Origin of the sequence: Pseudomonas sp. PB101, from assembly GCF_009764265.1 — a bacterium.
Classification (GTDB): Bacteria; Pseudomonadota; Gammaproteobacteria; order Pseudomonadales; family Pseudomonadaceae; genus Aquipseudomonas.
The window spans coordinates 23,906-44,267 of record NZ_RWIR01000039.1; the positions used below are offsets into that span (position 1 = coordinate 23,906).

Consider the following 20,362-nt stretch of genomic DNA (forward strand, 5'->3'; position numbering starts at 1 on the left):
GGGTCAGGCGTCATTGATGTTGAATGTGCTGGCCCCTTCGCGGGCCAGCCCGCTCCCACAGGGTTTGCCATTGCCGCAACAGATCACCCGGTTGCGCCCGGTGGTCTTGGCTTCGTATAGCGCATGATCGGCGTCGTTGAGCCAAAGCGTCGCATCGGTGTGGGCCGGGTTGAATGAGGCCAGGCCAATGCTCAGGCTGACTTTGAGCGCCGGATTCTGCTCGTAACCCAAGGTGGCGAAGCGATCACGCAGTGCATCCATGACCACGGCGGCGCGGTTCAGGGGCAGGTCCGGCAGGATCACGCAGAACTCGTCACCGCCGTAGCGCCCTGCCACATCGGTCGCGCGCAGGTTCTGCTTGAGCATTTTGCTCAGCTGACGCAAGACGATATCGCCGGCAACATGGCCGTAGGTGTCGTTGATGGCCTTGAAATGGTCGATGTCGATCAGGGCGATCGCCCCGCCTTTCTGTTGGCGCTTGCAACGCTGGAACTCGACCTCCAGCTGGTCTTTCCAGGTGCCATGGTTGAGCAGGCCCGTCAGGCTGTCGGTGCGGCTCAGTGCCAGCAGTTCACGTTTCTGACGGCCGAGGGTATGGGCCTGGCGAAAGCAGATCCAGCCCAGCGCCAACGGGTACAGGCACAGCAAGGGCAAACAGGCATAGAGCTGCAGCGGGCTGGTGGCGGGAATGAATGCCGGGGCGAAAAGCTGTAGACCGACACCGACGCCCAGCAATTGCGCGGCCGTCCCGGCCAACAGGAAGCGCATGCCGCCGATGGCCACGTTGTTCATGGCCATCATGGAAATGGTGGTCGCACTGGGCAGCGGATTGAAATGCATCGCGGCAATCCAGAAGCCGCCGAGAAAGGCATCGAGCAACAGATTGCGGTGTTCGGCGTGATAAGGCTTTTTCGCCCGGCGCGCCAATTGATACGCCAGGTGCGGCCAGATCAGGCCGTTGAACCACATGAATCCCCAGACCCATGGCGCCGGATCGAGTGGATACATCGCCGCGCTCACGCACACCAATCCCAGGGCCACCCCGAGGATTCGCGATGTATAGAGCCTCTTGGCCAATGAAAATCCTTTTCCTCCCGTCTTTACCATAGGGCCTCTGTGCCACTCGACGAAATGCGATTACAGCCTGAGCCTTTGCGTTGGAGTCTATCAGGGCGATCTTAAATAGCCATCACCGGCTGGCGGGCTGAATATCGCGACATCACGCGTGCATAAAAGCAAAAGCCTCGTCTCCAGAAACGGCTATACATGAAAGAAGGGGTTGATCGATAACCATAAGAGGAGGCCCATGCAGACCTTTCAAGTATTGATCATCGGCAGCGGGTTTGGCGGCCAATGTGCTGCAATCAATTTGCTCAAGGCCGGCATCGACGATTTCCGCCTGCTCGAACGCCGGGATTTCTTCGGCGGCACCTGGTGCCAGAACACCTACCCCGGCGCGGCAGTCGACGTTCCCTCGCCGTTGTACTCCTTGTCTTTCGCCCCGTATCGCTGGACGCAAATGTTCGCCGAACAGGCCGAACTGCACCGCTACACCCGCCACGTGGTGGAACACTTCGGCCTGCGCGACAAGGTGGAGCTGGACGCGAATGTCAAGCGCATCGAATGGGACGACACCGCCAAGCGCTGGACCGTATACACCGCCGGCAAGGGCACGTTCAGCGCGCAGTTCCTGATAAATGCGACCGGGCCGCTGAGCCAGCCGGTGGTGCCGCACTTCGAGGGACAGGAACGCTTTGGCGGAAAGACGTTCCACACCAACAACTGGGATCACGGCTATGACTACCGGCACAAACGCGTGGCCATCGTCGGCAGCGGCGCCAGCGCGGCCCAGGTGATTCCGGCGATTGCCGCGGATGTCGGGCACTTGCATGTGTTCCAGCGCACGCCGCACTGGGTGCTGCCCCGGACTGATCGCCGCTTTGGCCGCTTCCAGCGCTGGCTGCTGGGGCTCAAGCCGGCCTACAAGCTGCTGCGCTGGGGCATCTACTGGCAGTTCGAAACCCGGGTGATCGCCTTCAAGTATTCGAAGCCGGCGGTGCAGATGGTCCAGCGCCAGGCCCTGCGTTTTCTCAAGCGCCAGGTGCCGGACGCCGAGCTGCGGCGCAAGCTCACGCCGGACTACACCATCGGCTGCAAACGGGTGATCCTGTCCAGCACGCTGTACCCGGCACTGGCCCGCCGCAACGTGACATTGCACAGCCGCGAGCAGGGCATCGCGTCCATCGACGAAACCGGCATCGTCACCCTCGACGGCCAACACATCGACCTGGACCTGATCGTCTGGTCCACCGGCTACGACGCCACCGACGGGGTGATTTCCTACCCGGTGACGGGCAGGAACGGCACCCGTCTCAGGGAAGTCTGGGCACAATACCCGCGGGCCTACCTCGGCACCGCCCTGCCCGACTTTCCCAACCTGTTCATCGTCACCGGGCCGAACACCGGCATCGGCCACACCTCGGCGCTGTTCATCATCGAATCGCAGATGAATTACATCCTCGACTGCATTCGCACCTTGCAGACTCAAGGTTTGCGCAGCATCGAAGTTCGCCATGAAGCGGAACGTACCTACACTGAAATGATCCACCGGGAAATGGAACGTACCGTGTGGAAGTCCGGTGGTTGCCACAGTTGGTATCAAAGCAAGAGCGGTCATGTGATTGCGATGTTTCCGGGGTTCAGTTTCAGCTTTCATCGCTTGACCCGAGCGCTGAAACCCGCCGATCACATTTTGTCCTGAACAGATAGAAGGGAGACGCGTGATGCTTTTGTTGTTCGTCGTTCTCGCAGTTTTCGTCGCCTGGAGCTGGCTGACCTACCCGGCCGTCGGCTACTGGCTCTATGACCTGAACATGGCGGCCGAGGCCAAGCTGTACCGGCTGCACAAAATCGTCGTGCCCATCCCCGAGATGACCGTCTCGACCTGGCAAGGCGGGCCCTACGAAGCCACCAGCAGTGTGCTGATGCTGCATGGCTTCAGCGCCGACAAGAATCTCTGGCTGCGTTTCGCCCGGCATTTTGTCGGCAGCCATCGGGTGATCATCCCGGACATCGCCGGCCATGGCGAAACCGGCTTCAAGGCCGGTGGCGGCTACGACATCCCGTTGCAGGCCAAGCGCATGATCCAGCTGCTGGACGTGTGCGGCGTCGAGAAAGTCCATGTCATCGGCAATTCCATGGGCGGCTACATGGCGGCATGGCTCGCGGCCAATTACCCGGAACGCATCGTGTCCGTGGCGCTGATCGACCCGGCCGGGGTCACCGCGCCCGAACCCAGCGACCTGGAGCGGCATCTGGCCAAGGGCCACAATCCCTTCCTGATTCACTCGCGCGAAGAGTTCAAGCGTTTCTACGCCATGACCATGGCTTCGCCGCCCTGGGTACCCAAGCTGGTGCTCGATGCCGTGGCCCAGCGCTATGAACAGTCCCGCGACGAGCTGGAAGAAATCTTCCGCGATTTCCGCGCCAGCCCGCCGATGGAGCCGCACCTGCCCGACATCATGGCCCCGGCGCTGTTGCTGTGGGGGCGCAAGGACCGGCTGATCGATGTCAGCAGCGTGGCGGTGTGGAGCAAGGGTATCGCCGACCTGCGGGTGCATATCTGGGACGCCATCGGGCACATGCCCATGGTGGAGGCGCCGACCGGTTCGGCGCGCCTGTATCGCGAGTTTTTGGCATCACTGCGATCGGAGAGCCCACAGGATCAACGACTGCACTAGGCATCCATGACTTTGCAGAATGAAGTTCGTCAGAAACTTCGTTTGTCGGCGTCGCTGAAGGCTGCGATCTTTCGTCCATCCTTTACGTCACCGCGCCAGGAATCCTGTTCATGAACCAGCCGAACTTCGTCAGCCCTGACCTGATCCGCCAACGCTTCTCCAAAGCGATGTCCGACATGTACCGCGAGGAAGTGCCGTTGTATGGCGCGCTGATGGAGCTGGTGGAGCAGACCAACCGTCACGTGCTCGACAGCGATCGGCAGGTCCTGCAGCAGCTCGCGAGCACCGGGGAAATCGAGCGCCTGGACCTGGAGCGTCACGGCGCGATCCGCGTCGGTACGGCCGATGAACTGGCGACCCTCGCTCGCCTGTTCGCGGTGATGGGCATGCAACCGGTGGGTTACTACGACCTGACACCGGCCGGCGTACCCGTGCATTCCACGGCTTTTCGCGCAGTGCACGAAGCATCGTTGCAGGTCAGTCCGTTCCGGGTGTTCACCTCGCTGTTGCGCCTGGAGTTGATCGAAGACCCGCAGCTGCGAGCGTTTGCCGAGTCGGTGCTCGAGCGGCGCGCGATCTTCACGCCCCTGGCCCTGACCCTCATCGACCGCGCTGAAAGCCAAGGTGGCCTGACCGAGCAGCAAGCCCTGGAATTCGTCGAACAGGCCCTGGAGACCTTTCGCTGGCACCACAGCGCCACCGTCACCGCCGAGCAGTATCAACAGCTCAGCGCCCAGCATCGGCTGATCGCCGACGTGGTGGCATTCAGGGGCCCGCACATCAACCACCTGACACCGCGAACCCTGGACATCGACATCGTCCAGGCGCAAATGCCGGCCCACGGCATCACCCCCAAAGCGGTGATCGAAGGCCCGCCCCGCCGGCAGTGCCCGATCCTGCTGCGCCAGACCAGTTTCAAGGCCCTGGACGAGCCGATTGCGTTCAGCGATCAACACGAGGCTCGCGGCAGCCACAGTGCCCGCTTCGGCGAGATCGAACAGCGCGGTGCCGCCCTCACGCCCAAAGGTCGCGCCCTGTACGACCGCCTGCTGAATGCCGCGCGGGACGAACTCAAGGACTTCCCCAACGAAGCCAACGCCGCCCGTTACAACGCGCTCATGGCGCAGCACTTCAACGAATTCCCTGACACCTGGGAAGGCATGCGCCAACAGGACCTGGCTTACTTTCGCTACTTCGTGACGGAAAAAGGCCTGGCGGCGGGCGACCTGAAAAGCGCTGCCCTGGAAGAGCTGGTCAACGCTGGTTATCTGCGGGTTGAACCGCTGGTGTACGAAGACTTCCTGCCGGTCAGCGCGGCGGGGATTTTTCAGTCAAACCTGGGGGACGCGGCGCAAACCCGTTACGGCGTGCATTCCAATCAACAGGCATTCGAAAAGGCCCTGGGGCGTTCGACCATCGATGAGTTGGGCTTATATGCCCAGAGCCAGCAGCGTTCGATTGAACAGTGTTTCGCTGCTTTGGGCCTGTAGGAGCCGGCTTGCCGGCGATGGACTCAAGTGCGCCGCGTTTAACCAGTTCATACGCGTTATCGTTAACGACCATCGCGAGCAGGCTCGCTCCTACAAAGGGCGGGTGTCGCTCACAAGACCTGTAGGAGCCGGCTTGCCGGCGATGGACTCAAGTGCGCCGCGTTTATCCAGTTCATACGCGTTATCGTTAACGACCATCGCGAGCAGGCTCGCTCCTACGGGCGGGTGTCGCTCACAAGACCTGTAGGAGCCGGCTTGCTGGCGATGGACTCAAGTGCGCCGCGTTTATCCGGTTCATACGCGTTATCGTTAACGACCATCGCCAGCAAGCCGGCTCCTACATGGGACCGTGCCCACGTTGAAAATGAAGTGATCTCCAAGCCAGTGAAAGCCCCAAAAAAAAGGGCGACCTGCAGGTCGCCCGTTTTTTATATTCGAAACTTTCAATACAGCAAATCAAAGTGTTCGCCCAGTGCAGTGGCCTCGGCAATCCATGCACTGGTAAAGAGCCGTAACACTGGGCGAACGGAAAGTATTCTAGTAGAAGAGAATTACTATGTCCGCATTGCAAAGATGAAATTTATCGACACAATATTTAATAAAATGTCGACTTAAATATTATGCAACCGGGCAGTAAAACCAACTATCCAGACCAAATGGGTTGATTATTCCTGTACAGAACTTGCACAAAAACAATCAACCCGTATAACGCCAGCATTCAATCTCAGTGCTTGCTGGTCACGGTCAATATGTCGGTGTAAACCACGTTGACGCTTTGCCCGACTTTCAAGTCCTTGAGTTTGGCCTGGACTTCCGGTCGCTTGACGTCGACGGTCTTGGACTTGCCTTCCGGGTTTTCGAAGGTCACCTGGTTTTTCTTCAGGTCAATGCCGGTGATTTTCAGTTGCACTTTCACCTGGCGATAAGCTTCGCCGCCAGGATTGGCGCTACCTGGCGCCGCGCGGATTTCACCGGTGGCTTCGGCGGTGCCGGGCAGGCCTTTGTCGACATCGGTGTCGAGGTAGGCGGCAACGGCGCTGGTGACCGTGATGTCGACCGTATCGCCAGCCTTGAGGTTATCGAGGTTTTTCGCCTTGTCGGTCAATTGCACCGGGAACTCATTACCCTGCGGGCCTTTAAGAACCACGGAATGGTTCGCGGCATCAACCGAAACGACTTTGGTGGAGACCTGATCAGCCACAACGACTTCGGACAACGGAATATCGGCGGCAACCGCGCCAAAACTGGCGGCAGACAGCAGGGTAGCGAGGGTGATGGCTTTGGTCAGTGCGTGGCGTTTCATAGGCAGAACATTCCCTGTGATAGATGGCAACAGACGACGTTGAAACCGGGTTCAACGCCATGTGTGCGAGTGAGCATAGACGCTGTTCTGCGAGTGGTCGCGCCGCAGCGGTGATTTTCCTTGCACGAGCGCCTAGTACCCGGTCATTTCCAGATAACCCTGCCCTGCATGGCTGCCACTGAGGCGCACCGGGCCTTCCCAATAGGGAATGCGCAAATCCATCCAGGCCTGGGGATTGAGCGCGGTGATGACGATATCGAGATGTCTGGCGGGGATCTTTATCGACCAGCGCACGGGCATCTCGCGGCCGGCCACGCGGGCGGTGTCTTGCGGGGTGAGGCTGATATCGCTGGCATCGAGCAATTGCGTCTGGCCCCGAGCGTCGATCCAGGTGCCGGTGAGGTACGGCTCGCCGTCCTTTTGCCGCATGCGATACAGCATCACCTGTTCGCCGCTGTCCAGGTGCAGGGAGAACCAGTCCCAGCCGCTCTGGTTGGCCGTCAGGGGCTGGCTGCTCCATTCGCGGTCGAGCCAGGCCGGGCCACTGACCGCAAAAGCCTGGCCGTCGATGGTCAAGGTGCCGCTGGCCTGGAAAAACGGCTGGCTGTAGTAGTAGGAAGCCTGACCCTGCTCGGATTTCTGGCTGAAGCCCTTGTCCCCTTGCAGCACCAGCGGCCCTGTCGGGATCAACCGTAGCCGGTAGCTGAAACGCTGGTCGCTGGCGCTGAGTTGCAGGTCGGCCAACGGATCGTCGGCAGTCCCCTGGCTGCGCAGCTGCCAGTCGTCGATCCACGCATTGAACGGCGTGAGGCTGACGCCCGCCTGGCCGACGCCGCCACGGGCATAACGTTCGGCCGCGTGATGCACGGTCGCCGAGGTCACCGCCGCGTGGCCGAGCCAGATCGTCTGGTTCTGCCAGCCCGCCACTTCGGGGCTGGCTTTCAAGGCGCTGCGGAACAAGGTCCATTGCGCGCCGAACGCTTGCCCCTGCTCGTCCTTCAGGTTGGCCGTGATGTACCACCATTCGATGCGAAAGCCGTCGTGGGGGCCGTGATCCGCCGGGAAGCCGAACACCCGACCGGGCACCACCGGGGTAAACGCAGCGGCCTGGTTGCCCAGCCCGGCAAAACCCTTTTCGACCGGTGCCGGTTGATCGCAACCGCTCGCCAGCAACGCCAGGAGCAAGACGCCGAACTTAATCTTCATGGGCGAATGTCCGCAGCAAATCCGCCGGTTGCGTGCGGTACAGGCGGTACAACGGCCAGGCCGAGGCCAGCAATGTCGCCAGCAACGCCAGCCCCATCAACTGCAACAGTTGCCATGGAAACACCCGCAACGGCAGACGCCAGCCAAAGGCCTGGACGTTGATCACCGTGTCCAGGCACCACGCCAAGGCGATGCCCAGGGGCAACGCCAGCACCAGGGTCAGCAGCGCCAGCAACCAGGTTTGGCCGAGGTTGAGCAGCATCAATTGCTGGCGCGTCACGCCCAGCGCCCACAGCGGCGCCAGTTGCCCGAGACGGCTCTGGCTTTGCGTCAGCAAGCTGATGAACAGCGCCACCCCGGCCACGCACAGCGTCAGGCTGTTGAGCGCGGCAGTGGCGGCGAAGGTGCGTTCGAAGACTTGCGTGGACCAGCCCTTGAGCCGCGCCTGGTCGACGATGCGGCTGTCATCCAGGCTGAAACGCGTCTGCAACGCCGTCACGAACGCAGGGATCGACGCCGGTTCGATGCGCAGGTTGAAACGGCTCGGTGTCAGCTGCGGCCAGCCCCGCAGCAAGTGGCGAATGTTGACCAGGATGTGGCCCTTGGGATTGCCATAGTCGGCGTAGATCCCGACGATCCGTGGCGACCATGGGCCGGTGGGCGTCGGCAGCGTCAGGTGATCGCCCAGTTGCACTTTCAGGCGCCGGGCCAGTTGTTCGCTGAGCATCACCGCGTCGTCCTTGGCCAGGCGCTGCCAAGGGTCGTCACCCAGGGCTTCGAGCAGCGGCCAGTGCTGGCGATAGGTCGGGTGGTCAATGATCCCGGACAGGTCCGTCGGCCAGCCCTGCAACTGGATCGATACTTGCCAGTTGGGCAGCACCGCCGCCAGTTGCGGCTGCTGGTTGAGCCAACTCTGCAGCTCCCTGGCCTGGGCCGGGTTCTGCGGGTTGAGGTAAAGCTCGGCCGTCAGCCGTTGTTCGAGCCAGTCGCTGAAGGTCTGGCGAAACCCGGCGGTCATGCTGCCGGCGCCGATGTTCGCGGCCATGGCCAACAGCAGCGCCATCAAGGCCAGGCTCAACGCCGGCAGTTGCTGGCGGCAATCGGCGACAAACCATTGGCCCAACACCGAGCGACTGCGCTGCGAAGCCAGACTGAGCAGCGCACTGAGCACCACCGGCAACGCCAGCGCGGCACCGATCAACAGCGCCGCCATCAACACGAAACCACTGATCAGGCTGTCGCCGAAACCCAATGCCAACAGCGCGATCACCAAGGCCATGGCCGCCACCCAACCCTGTCGACGCAACCAGCGCGCATGGGCCTGATGCCAGGCCTGCGGGTCGGCCAGCGCCAACAATGGCAAGCGCGCCGCCCGCAGCAGGCTGTTGGCACCGGCCAGCAATGCGCCGATCAGGCTCAGGCCGATGCCGCTGAACCACCATAAGGGGCTGAGGCTCAACTGCCCCGCCACTTCGGCGCCATACAAACCACGCAGGCTGGCGGCGACATCCGGCAATAGCACGCCGGCCAGCAGGTAGCCGCTGACCACCCCGGCCAACCCGCCGAGCAGGGCCAACCCGGCCAGTTCGACGGCCAGGCAAGCGATCAGCATCCGCGCACTCACACCGCAGGCTCGCAGGGTCCGCAGCAAACCTCGCCGCTGCTCCAGCGCCAGCCCGATGGCGGCGTGCACGATAAACAGGCCGACCACGAACGACAGCACCCCGAGGGCATCGAGGTTCAGGTGGAAGCTTTCGGTCAGGCGCGTCAGGTTGCTTTCTTCACCGGCGCTCTTGAGTTGCAGCTGCCCCTTGAACGCCTCCGGCAGCGGCGCGGTGAAATCCTTCGGCAACAGCAGCCGCGACAGTTGCTCCGGCAAGCCGAGCATCTGCTGGGCAAAACCGATGTCCACCAGCAGCACACCGGGCGCCATGTCAGCCTGCGCATGCAGCGGCGGCAGAGCCACGCCGGCCAGGTTCAACGGTCGGTCACCTTCACGCAAACCCAGTGCCTGCAGGGTCTGCGGCGAAATCCAGGTGGTGCCCGGCGGGCTGAAGAAGTCGACCACCTGTTCAATCGCCAGCGCCTGCCCGGCCACCGCCGCGCCCGCCGGCAACGACACCGGCTCGATGCCCATCAACTGCAGGCGCTGCGCTTCATGGCCCTTGAGCGTGATCCGGCCTTGCAGCACCGGTGACACGGGCCAGCCGGCGCGGCGCAGGTCGATGAACCATTGCTGCGCGAAGGTGCCGCCACCGGGTGCGCCGAGGCTGGCCTGAGGTTCGCCGCCGATCAACTGACTGGCGCGGGCGTAACTGTCGCGCGCCTGGCTGTTGAGTGCCTGGACGCCGGTCAACAGGCTGGTGGCCAGCCACAACCCGGTCAGCACACTGAAAAACTGCACCGGGTGCTGTCGCCAATGGCTGAGCAGCGCGCGCAGGGTTTCGCCGAAAATGCGCATGTCAGCGCTCGCCCGCACAGGCCAGTCGACCGCCGCTGAGCAAGGCTTTTTCCGCCAGCCGCGCCGCCACGCCGGGACTGTGGGTGACCATCAGCAGGCTGGTGGGACTGTCGTCGAGCAGCTCCAGCAATAACTGCAGCACCTCGGCGCCGGTGCTTTCATCGAGGCTGCCGGTGGGCTCGTCGGCCAGCAGCAATGGCGGGCGCGACGCCAGCGCCCGCCCCAGTGCGACCCGTTGTTGCTGGCCACCGGACAGTTGCTCCGGGTAGCGCCGCAGCAGCTCGCCCAGGCCCAGGCGCCGCACCAGGTGTGCTTGCCAGCGTGGGTCATGACGCCCCGCCAGCCGTGCCTGAATCGCCAGGTTGTCTTCGACCCGCAGGCTGCCGATCAGGTTGAATTGCTGGAACACCAGGCCGATTTGCGTACGACGCCAGTGCGCCAGTTGTCCTTCATTCATCTGTTCCAGGCGATGCTCGCCACAGTGGATGCTGCCGCGATCGATCCTGTCCAGCCCGGCAATCAGGTGCAGCAAGGTGCTTTTGCCACTGCCCGACTCACCCATCAGCGCCAGGCTGCTGCCGGGCCTGAGCGTCAGGTCGACGCCTTGCAGCACCGGCAGCGGCCCCTGCGCAGTGGCGTAGCTTTTGAAAACGCCGTGGACTTCAAGCATGGCTCACCTGTCGGGTATGCGAGGCCCAAGGATAGCGGCCCTGAATGGTTTTTGTCCGGTGACGCTCATCGCCCCGCCGCCCCACCACCCTACCCTCGAGGCTGGTCCAGCCATAACGATAAAAACGGAGACGCCATGCCTCGTTTCACCCTCAGCCCTCGCGGGCTGCTCGCTTGCCTGATCACTGCCTGCCTCGCACAAACGGTGGTCGCCGCCGATGCGCCGGTCGCGGTCAGCCCGCAGACCAAGGCCAGTAACGCCGCCGTGTTGCAACAACTGCCCTTCACCGACCGCACCGACTACGAGTCGGTCAGCAAGGGCCTGATCGCGCCGTTCAAGGGCCAGGTCAAGGACGCCTCGGGCAAGGTCATCTGGGACATCCAGGCCTACGATTTCCTCAGCAAGGACCAGGCCCCGGAGTCGGTCAACCCGAGTCTCTGGCGCCTGGCCCAGCTCAACGCCCACGCCGGTCTGTTCGAAGTCAGCCCACGCTTGTATCAGGTGCGCGGCCTCGACCTGGCGAACATGACCATCATCGAAGGCGACGACGGGCTGATCATCATCGACCCGCTGACCATGGCCGAAACGGCCAAGGCGGCGCTGGAGCTGTACTACCAGAATCGTCCGCACAAACCGGTGGTGGCGGTGATCTACAGCCACACCCACGTCGACCACTTCGGCGGCGTGCGCGGGGTCATCGACGAGGCCGACGTCAAGGCCGGCAAGGTCAAGGTGTTCGCCCCCGCCGGGTTCATGGAACACGTGATGAGCGAGAACGTCTATGCCGGCACCGCCATGAGTCGCCGCGCGCAGTTCCAGTTCGGCAGCCTGCTGCCCCGTGGCGATCACGGCCAGGTAGACGCGGGCCTGGGCAAAAGCTCGCCGAGCGGCGGCACCGTCACCCTGATCCCGCCCACCGACCTGATCGACAAGGAACTGGAAACCCGCACCATCGCCGGCCTCGACGTGGAATTCCAGTTGACCCCGGGCACCGAGGCACCGGCGGAAATGAACCTGTACCTGCCGCAGTTGCGCGCCTTGTGCATGGCCGAAAACGCCACGCAAATGATGCACAACATCCTCACCCCGCGCGGCGCGCAAGTGCGCGACGCCAAGGCCTGGGCGCAGTACCTGGACAGCAGCCTGGCGCGTTACGGCGACAAGAGCGACGTGTTGTTCGCCCAGCACAACTGGCCGACCTGGGGCGGCGAACGCATCCGCACCTTCCTCGCCGACCAGCGCGACATGTACGCCTTCCTCAATGACCGCACCTTGCACCTGCTGAACCAGGGCCTGACCCCGCTGGAAATCGCCGACTCGATCAAGAAACTGCCCGGCAGCCTCGACCAGAAGTGGTACACCCGTGGCTACTACGGCTCGCTGAGCTTCAACACCCGCGCGGTGTATCAGCGCTACATGGGTTTCTATGACGGCAACCCGGCCAACCTCAATCCGCTGCCACCGGTAGAAACGGCCCGGCACACGGTCGAGGCCATGGGCGGTGAAACCGCGGTGCTGGAAAAAATGCGTGGGGCGATCGCCAAGGGCGAATACCGCTGGGCCGCGCAACTGGGCAATCAGGTGCTGTTCGCCAACCCGGACAACGGCGAGGCGCGCAAAGCCCAGGCCGAGGCGCTGGAGCAAATGGGCTATCAAAGTGAAAACGCCACCTGGCGCAACATGTACCTGACCGGCGCCATGGAACTGCGCAACGGCGTGCCACCTCATGCGGGCACTTCGGTGTCGGTGGACATGGTGCGGGCGATGAGCCCCGAGATGTTCTTCGATTTCCTGGCGGTGCGCCTGGACAGTGAAAAGGCCGTGGGTCATGACCTGACCTTGAACTGGACCTTCGAAGACCTCAACAAAGACTTCAACCTGACCCTGCGCAATGGCGTGCTGACCCACCGTGCCGGGCTCAATGCTCAGGCGGATGCCGGTGTGAGCATGAGCAAGGCGACGCTGGAGCAGATCAGCCTCAAGCAGCTGGACATCCCGACGGCGATCCAGAAAGGCCTGATCAAGTTGCAAGGCAATGGCAAGAAGCTTGGGGAGCTGATGGGCAGCCTTGATACGTTTGCGCCGCAGTTCAATATCGTCACGCCTTGATACCGTCTTCGCGAGCAGGCTCGCTCCCACTGGAATCCATGCCGTTCACAGCATTTGTGAACGACACAGAACCACTGTAGGAGCGAGCCTGCTCGCGAAGGTCTGTCATTCGACGCTGGCTTGCGGGTGTACATATCCATTCCTGCGGTAACGGCCACCTAGGGTTCCGCCCTTACGGCGGGTGCCCACTGCGCAGAACCTGCGCTCGGCATCTCGATATAGGGCAAGAAAATCAAAAGCAAAAGCAAGGCGGCCGGATTCAACATCATCGTTGACTGACAGTCCGCCATCGCGGGCAAGCCCGCTCCCACAGGGTCCCGGTTGTGCACAAAGATTTTGGCCGACACAGAACCACTGTAGGAGCGACGGTGCGGCGATCCGACTTGCTCGCGATGGCGGCCTGGCAGCCTGGCAGCCGCCCCAATACATCAAGGTGAGCGCCCCTCCCCAAAAATAGGCCGACCGGTAGGTCGCCTCGCTTTGGCTTTTGATTTGGCTTTTGATCTTCTTGCCCCATCGAGAGGCCGAGTGGAGGTTCTGCGCAGTGGGCAACCCGGCATGGATGCCGGGTTAGCCGCCCTCGGCCATGGATGGCCGATGGCGGCGGGCCCACGGAGCAGGACCGGAGCGAGGGAATGCCGAGCCTAGGCGAGGCACCGAACGCCAGGGGCAAGAGCCCTTGGTTACTTGGGGCCGGGCGGCGTTCCGCTCTTCCAAGTGACCCGCCGTAAGGGCGGAACCATAAGCCGCCGTTACCGCAGCAATGGATATGTACACCCGCAAGCCAGCGTCGAATGACAGACCTTCGCGAGCAGGCTCGCTCCTACAGGATCCCGAGGTTCCCGGTTGTGCGCAAAGACTTGGACCGACACAAATCCTGCCCGCGATGCTCTTCAAGCAGACACCACTTCAACCACCGGCATTTGCCAGCGCTGATTGACCACCTGCTGCCCAGGTCCATACAGGCGCAGGACCAGGCTGAACGCCCCGCTTGCAGGTGTCGGCAACCAGTTGCTCTGCGCAGTTGGAGCGGTATTCTGCAGGATCAACGTCATCCCGCCGTCCGCGTCCATCTGCAGTTGATCCCGGCTGCTCAGGCAGTAACGATTGATCGGGTTGGCCACCAGTTGCCGGTCCGGCAGGTCATACAAGGTCAGCGACCAGAACTCGCTGGCCGGCGGCAGTTGACCCGGTGCGAAGCGCAGGCGATAGCTTCGCCCGCCCTGCAAGGGTTGCCCCTGATTGTCCAGGCGAGTGCCGGTGTAGAAGGCCTCCTCCACGCTGTTGCCGTAGATGCCGACACTCGCCGCGACAGCGCGGTTGAGGTAGTTGCCGTTCAGCGCTGCGCGAGTGCCGAACAGGCCGAGGGTGGTGCGTACCTGGCTCACCGCGGCTTGCAGTTGCGCCTGGGCCTCCTGGATTCCGGCAAGCAGTGCCTCGCGCGTAGCTTGCGGCAACGTTGCCGGGTCGAAACCCTGGCCGGGCACGATACCGATTCGTGCAAAGCGTGCGCGCAAGGCTTGTTCGGAAGGTTGCGTGGGGCACAGGCTGAGGATCTGGTTGAGCGCCGCAATGAACTCCAACCCCAACCCGGTCTTGCTGTCCCAGGGGCGCCAGCCAATCACCGGTGCCGCTGCGGGTGGTGCACTGCCGATGTATTCATGCAACGAACGCAACCCGTATTGCTGCTGCAAGGCTCGCACCGCCGGCAGGTCCCCGGCGTTTTTCAGGCCCGTTCTTCCGAGCACCATGACGATTTCGGTTTCACTGCGCAGCACCGCCTGGACGCCGTCCGGTGTCGGGCCTTGCCAATCGGGGCCGGCGATCAGGTAATTGCCCGCTTCGCGCCCGGTGCCGAGCACGCCGACATAGGCAAAGTTGTGGGTGTATTGGTCGACCAGTTGAAGCACGTAATAGCGCTCGTCATCGACCGCCGGCACGCTCAGCACCTGGGGTTCGCTGCGCAGGTCGAGCCAGGCCCAGGAGTACGGCGTGTCGTTGTTCGGCGTGACGATGTCGCGGTTGTCCGGGGTGAACAGCTCGCTGTAATGACGAAAGCGGTTGAAGCCGCCGACGTACTCCGGCGCAGCCGGGTTGAGCGCCTGTTTTTCCATGGTCTGGTAGTGCATGAGCATCGGATAGGCGTAGATCCACGCCTGCCGCGCAATGGCCCGAAGCTCATCGGCATCGGCATCGGCGGCCAGCAACCAGCCTGGCAACATCAGGCTTGCTCCCAGTACCCCCATGCTGCCCAGCATCCGGCGGCGACTGAACATCAGGTTCATGATTCGATCCTCGTTATCGTCGGCAACTGATAACTTCCGTCCAATGCCCCGCCCTTGGGCAGGTACAGGCGCAGCAACAGGTTGAACGGACCTTGCGGTGTCGGCAGCCAGTTGCCCTGCGGCGCAGCCTTGGGCGTTTCGCCTTGCAGGATCAGGGTCAGGCCGCCGTCGGCATCGTATTGTAGACCAGGGCTGCGATCACCCAGGGCATAACGCTGGATAGGGTTGGCGGCGAGCAACTGGGTCTTGCCGTCATACAAGGTCAGCGACCAGAACGCGTTCACCGGCGGCAATTGCCCGGCGGGGAAATGCAGGCGATAGGCGTGCCGGCCGTCGAGCATCTGCCCCTTTGCATCGTGCAGTGCCATCGGGTACAGCGCTTCCACCGCGTTGTTGGCATAGATGTAGCGCCAGGCGACCGCAGCGCGGGTCAGGTCGTCGTCGCCAAACTTGCCGACGTTGGCCGGCGACGGGAGCCAGCCCTGCTGCTCCACCGACAGCTGGCTGGAGGCTGCGCGCACCTGCTCGCGACCGGCTTCGGCACCCTCGGCGACGGCTTCGCTCAAGTCCGCCGGGGCCTGGAATGCAACGCCCGGCTTCACCCCGATGGCGGCGAAACGGGCGAGTTTTTCCTGCTCGCCGGCGCTCCACTGGTGCAGCGGCGCCAACGCGTTGAAGGTGCTGAACAGCGTCTGCGCCGGCCCCTGTCGGGTGTCCGCATAGGCTGGCAGTTGCAGCGCTGCCGACGGTTCAGGTGGCGCGCCGCCGCTGACTTTGGACAGTGGTTGCAATGCATAACCGGTCAGCACGTTGGCGGCGTCCTTCTGGTCGGCATCGCCCTTGACCTCGGTGCGTCCCAGCAGGAACACCAACCGGCTCGGTGAGCGGATTACGCCGCTGATGCCCGCCGGTACCTCACCCCGCCAATCCGGACCGGCAATCAGGTAGCGCCCCGCCTGATCACCCGTGGCGCGGGTGCCGATGTAGTCGAGGTTGTCGGTGCGCATGTCGACCAGCTGGAAGCTGTAGTAGCGACCTTGCACGGCCGGCACATCGAGCACCATCGGTTCGCTGCGCAGATCGAGCAAGGCACGGGAGTAGAACGTGTCGTTGTTCGGCGACACCACTTTGTTGTCTTGCGGGCCGAGCAGGCGCGGTTCGCTGTAGAGACGGTTGAACGGCAGCTTCGCGGCGATGGCGCTGAGCACCTTGTCGTGTTCGACGGTGGCGAAGGCGAACACGTAGGCCTCTTGCGCCAACGCCTTCGCCTGGGATTGATCGAGGGTTGTGGCGTGAACAGTGCCCAGGCTCGCGCCCAGGGCCAGTGCGGATATCCAGTGGCGCACGGTAGGTCTCCTTTGTGGAATCAACAATGCACCACAACCCCCTGTGGGAGCGGGCTTGCCCGCGATGGCGGTGTGTCAGACAGCAATGTCGTCGACTGACACTCCCACATCGCGGGCAAGCCCGCTCCCACAGGGACTTGCGGTGGTGCTGCAATACGATTTACTTGGCCCAGCGCCGCAGGTCCGACGGGGTGTAGTCGTCGGTCTTGGCGGCGAAGCCCACGCGCATCGGTTCGGTCTCTTCGTTGGCCAGGCCGCCGGCGTAGTAGCGCCCGGAAATCAGGTCGTATGAAGTTTCCAGCACGTTGTAGGTGAAGCCGTGGTCGTACTGTTGAATCGCGTGCAGTTCACCGCTGCGCCACAGTTCACCGCGGCTGTCGTACTGGTCCGACTGCGCGATCTGCCAGCTGTCCTCGTCCACATAGAAGCGGCGCTTGGCATAGATGTGCCGGGCACCCGGCTTGAGGGTCGCCTCCACCACCCACACGCGGTGTTTCTCGTAGCGGGCCAGGTCCTGGTTGACGTGGTTGGGCTGGATCACGGTGTCGTACTTGAGGTCGCGGCTGCCGATCTTGTAGCTGTTGTAGGGGATGAACAGCTCTTGCTTGCCCACCAGTTTCCAGTCGAAACGGTCCGGTGCACCGTTGTAGCCGTCGATGTTGTCGGCGGTGATCAGGCCGTTGCTGTAACGGGCGCTGTTGTCGTAGGCGATCATCGGCGCACGACGCACGCGACGTTGCCCCGGCAGGTATTGCCAGGCCGAACGCGGCTCGGCGACCTGGTCGATCGGCTCATGCACCAGCACCGCCTCGCCGGACAGGCGCGCCGGTTCCAGCACCCGGCTCTTGAACATGAACAGGATGTTCGAGTTGGGTTCCAGCCCGCCGACGGTGTCGGCGAAGTTGATCAAGGACTGGTTGCGCACGTAGCTGGTGGCGCCGTTTTCACGCACCAGCGCCGAGCTGCTGATGCGCTCGTAACTGCCGCCGCGATAACGGGTCATGTGGTTCCACATCACCTCCAGGCCTTCGGTGGGCAATGGAAACGGAATACCCCTGGCGTAGTCGTGCAGGCCGTTGCCACCATCGGCCATGCTGGTCTTGGCCACGTTGTCGCGGCTCGCCGCCAGCACATCCTTGGGCAGGTTGGCGCTGCGATGGCTCGGGTAGATGTTCATCTTGTAGGTGTCGGGAAAACGCTTGAACAGCGCGACTTGCCCGGGGCTGAGAAACTTCTCGTACTGCGCCACGCTCTTCGCCGTGACGGTGAACAACGGTTTCTCGGCGGCATACGGGTCGCTGTAGCCGCCCTTGCTGTCGACGGTGCCGGCGTTGCTCGCCAGACCACCGGTCCAGGCCGGAATGCTGCCGTCGGCATTGGCCGCCATTTCCGAACCCATGGGGGTCAGGGTCTTGCCCAGGGCCGCCGAATCGGTGCCTTTGGCCTGAGCCAGGCCGACGGTGCAGGCCAGGGCCAGCACGCACAATTGCATACGCATAACGGTTCTCCTTAGAAGTCTGCCTTGAAGCTGACTGATGCGAAATCGCGGTCGTCGAGGGTGCTGTAGTCGTTAGAACCGAAGAATGAGTTGTAGGCCAGTTCCACGCTGTAGTCGTTCATGTAGACGCCGGTCAGGCTCAAGCCCAACGCTTGCTGGCCTTCCTGGAACGGCCCTTGCGGATCGTAGGAATAGCCCGAAACGTCATGCCGCCAGTTGACGGCCGGAATCAGGTTGATGCCCGGCAACACGTCGCTGTATTCGAGGCTGGCGCGCAGGCGATAACCCCACGACCAATCGGTGGCAAAACCCTTGTCGGTGCAGTATTGGTTGGTCACACCGGAAGCCACGGTGTTGCACGGCGTACCGTTGCGCGGTGCGCTGCGGCCGAACGCGGCGTTACGGCCCAGACGCTCGTCGCCGAGATCGTCGATGTGCACCACACCGGCTTCACCGAACAGGCTCAGGCGCGTGGCGCCCAGCACGTTGTCGATGGCCTGGGTGGCCGAGCCGGTCAACTGCCAGACGCCCTTGCGCTCCCATGCATCGAACTGGCTGCCATTGGTGGTGCTGAAGCCCGGCGGCAACTGCAACCAGGAACTGCCCCCGGGACCCGAAATCACCGCGACGTTGACGTCGGGTGCGTTGATCCCAAGCGGCATGTTCGGCCGGTAGCTCAACTCGCCGGCCAGGGAAATGCCGGTAACCGGCTCGACACCGTTGAGGCTGATGCCGTACAGGTGAATGTTTTCCGGAAAGGCCGCCGCATAGCTCGGCCCCTGGATGCCACCGGGGAAGGTGCCGGGCAAGGCGGTGTTCCTGGCATCGATGGTGAAGTACGGCAGGCGCGAGTGATAGTTGATGTAGTAGAACGCCGCTTCGGCATCGTTCAACGCCGGAATCATCTGACGCAACGCAAAGCCGAACTGGCCGTTGTCCGACGGCGATTCGTTGCCCCGCGAAGTGGCGTACAAACCGGCGGCCTGCATCTGTTGATCGGTCTGCACCTGGCTCAGGTAAAGCGGCCCGCAACCGGGCTGGATCGCATCACTGGTGGCGAAAAAGGTGCCGCAACCGTCGAGCACGCTGGGGCGCCAGTTGTACTGGTAGAAACCTTCGAGGTTGGTGGTGTCGGTCAGGCCGAAGCTGAAGGAGACCATCTCCACCGGCAACTGCCCTTCCTTGATCTCCACGCCCGGACGGTTGAACGCCGAGATGTCCAGCGGGTTGATCACGTTGATGCCGTTCTGGATCAACAGCGCCTCGCCCCAGGACAACACCTGGTTACCGACCTTCACGTTCAGTGGATGCCCGGCCAGCTGGAAGTCTTTCCAGACGTACGCATCGAGCACCTCGAAGCCCTTGAACCTGGACAGATCGTTCCAGCCCGAATCGTCGAAGTCCTTGAAGCGGCCATTGCCGGTTTCGTAGGCATGGTCGTACCAGTACTTGAAGCGCAGGAACGCACCCTGGCCCTGACCATCGAGACTGACATCGGTGAGCCCCTTGAACAGCTGCGAGATGGTGTCGCCCTTCTCGAAATTCAGCCGATTGTCGTCGGCGCTGACGCTGGTGCCATTGGCATTCACGCCCTGGGCCTGCAAGGCATTGGCGCGGGTCATCAGGCTTTTGTCGGGGTTCTGCGTCGACCAGCTGCTGCCCAGGCTCAGGCTGGTCTTGGTCGACAGGCTCCAGTCTTCGTTGAGGTCCCAGGTGGTGGCATGGGTCGGCCCCGTGAGTACGGCAAGAATCGCCAGCGCAAGCGGTTGCGGGCGAGTATGGCCAAGCCGGTGAAGTCGTTGGCGGACTCCGGCTGTGGCCGAGCGTTTTTTTATCATTATTGGGCTCCGGTCAGGTTTGCTCAGCCCGGACACGGTGCCCAACTATCGGTCATGACACGCAAGCGATGGCCGACAAAAAATAATCATTGGGGATCTGTGGGCGCTTCTGCTGTGGCTACCTGTAGGAGCGAGCCTGCTCGCGAAGGTCTGTCATTCGACGCTGGCTTGCGGGTGTACATATCCATTGCTGCGGTAACGGCGGCTTATGGTTCCGCCCTTACGGCGGGTCACTTTGGAAAAGCCTGCGCGGCCCGGCCCAAAGTAACCAAAGGGCTCTTGCCCCTGGCGTTCGGTGCCTCGCCTAGGCTCGGCATTCCCTCGCTCCGGTCCTGCTCCGTGGGCCCGCCGCCATCGGCCATCCATGGCCGGGGGCGGCTAACCCGGCATCCATGCCGGGTTGCCCACTGCGCAGA

Annotated in this window: 13 protein-coding genes; 4 read left to right on the top strand and 9 right to left on the bottom strand. The window is 62.8% G+C overall.

The genetic code is table 11. The annotated features are described in order from the left end of the window. Positions 1–3: 3 nt before the first annotated feature. Positions 4–1,107 carry a diguanylate cyclase gene (locus tag EI969_RS12005; RefSeq protein WP_160387995.1) on the bottom strand — a complete coding sequence of 368 codons (1,104 nt, stop codon included), beginning with the start codon at positions 1,105–1,107 and terminating at the stop codon, positions 4–6. 199 nt (positions 1,108–1,306) lie between these two features. Here EI969_RS12005 and EI969_RS12010 point away from each other — a divergent pair, with 199 nt between their 5' ends. The 3 genes from EI969_RS12010 to EI969_RS12020 all read left to right on the top strand — a co-directional run bounded on the left by EI969_RS12010 (position 1,307) and on the right by EI969_RS12020 (position 5,230). Then, positions 1,307–2,761, top strand: a complete 1,455-nt coding sequence (locus tag EI969_RS12010; RefSeq protein ID WP_160387996.1) for an NAD(P)/FAD-dependent oxidoreductase — start codon at positions 1,307–1,309, stop codon at positions 2,759–2,761. Positions 2,762–2,783: 22 nt separating this feature from the next. Then, positions 2,784–3,740 (top strand): alpha/beta fold hydrolase, encoded by a 957-nt coding sequence (locus EI969_RS12015; RefSeq protein WP_160387997.1) that lies wholly within the window; start codon positions 2,784–2,786, stop codon positions 3,738–3,740. Between the two features lie 110 nt (positions 3,741–3,850). Then, positions 3,851–5,230, top strand: coding sequence for a VOC family protein (locus EI969_RS12020; RefSeq protein ID WP_160387998.1), 1,380 nt, complete (start codon positions 3,851–3,853; stop codon positions 5,228–5,230). Positions 5,231–5,954: 724 nt separating this feature from the next. On the opposite strand, the gene EI969_RS12025 is transcribed toward EI969_RS12020, so the two are convergent. From EI969_RS12025 to EI969_RS12040, 4 genes are all read right to left on the bottom strand, one after another. After that, the gene (locus EI969_RS12025) at positions 5,955–6,533 is read right to left on the bottom strand and encodes a hypothetical protein (protein WP_160387999.1); all 579 of its coding nucleotides are present in this window, start codon (positions 6,531–6,533) and stop codon (positions 5,955–5,957) included. A gap of 132 nt (positions 6,534–6,665) precedes the next feature. Then, positions 6,666–7,739, bottom strand: coding sequence for a lipocalin-like domain-containing protein (locus tag EI969_RS12030; protein WP_160388000.1), 1,074 nt, complete (start codon positions 7,737–7,739; stop codon positions 6,666–6,668). Further along, positions 7,729–10,200, bottom strand: coding sequence for an FtsX-like permease family protein (locus tag EI969_RS12035; protein WP_160388001.1), 2,472 nt, complete (start codon positions 10,198–10,200; stop codon positions 7,729–7,731). Before EI969_RS12035 ends, EI969_RS12030 begins: the two co-directional genes overlap by 11 nt. A gap of 1 nt (position 10,201) precedes the next feature. After that, the gene (locus tag EI969_RS12040; protein ID WP_160388002.1) at positions 10,202–10,870 is read right to left on the bottom strand and encodes an ABC transporter ATP-binding protein; all 669 of its coding nucleotides are present in this window, start codon (positions 10,868–10,870) and stop codon (positions 10,202–10,204) included. Positions 10,871–11,005: 135 nt separating this feature from the next. Here EI969_RS12040 and EI969_RS12045 point away from each other — a divergent pair, with 135 nt between their 5' ends. Next, positions 11,006–12,979, top strand: a complete 1,974-nt coding sequence (locus tag EI969_RS12045; protein ID WP_160388003.1) for an alkyl/aryl-sulfatase — start codon at positions 11,006–11,008, stop codon at positions 12,977–12,979. 893 nt (positions 12,980–13,872) lie between these two features. Here the strand turns inward: EI969_RS12045 and EI969_RS12050 are convergent. From EI969_RS12050 to EI969_RS12065, 4 genes are all read right to left on the bottom strand, one after another. Then, positions 13,873–15,264, bottom strand: coding sequence for a DUF1254 domain-containing protein (locus EI969_RS12050; protein WP_160388004.1), 1,392 nt, complete (start codon positions 15,262–15,264; stop codon positions 13,873–13,875). Beyond that, complete coding sequence (locus tag EI969_RS12055; protein ID WP_160388005.1) at positions 15,261–16,610, bottom strand: DUF1254 domain-containing protein; 1,350 nt, start codon at positions 16,608–16,610, stop codon at positions 15,261–15,263. The genes EI969_RS12050 and EI969_RS12055 overlap by 4 nt, the downstream gene beginning before the upstream one ends. 160 nt (positions 16,611–16,770) lie before the next feature. After that, a complete protein-coding gene (locus EI969_RS12060; RefSeq protein ID WP_160388006.1) occupies positions 16,771–18,108 on the bottom strand; it encodes a DUF1329 domain-containing protein in 1,338 nt (445 codons plus the stop codon). Between the two features lie 11 nt (positions 18,109–18,119). Beyond that, positions 18,120–19,946 carry a DUF1302 domain-containing protein gene (locus EI969_RS12065; RefSeq protein ID WP_160388007.1) on the bottom strand — a complete coding sequence of 609 codons (1,827 nt, stop codon included), beginning with the start codon at positions 19,944–19,946 and terminating at the stop codon, positions 18,120–18,122. Positions 19,947–20,362: the final 416 nt, after the last annotated feature.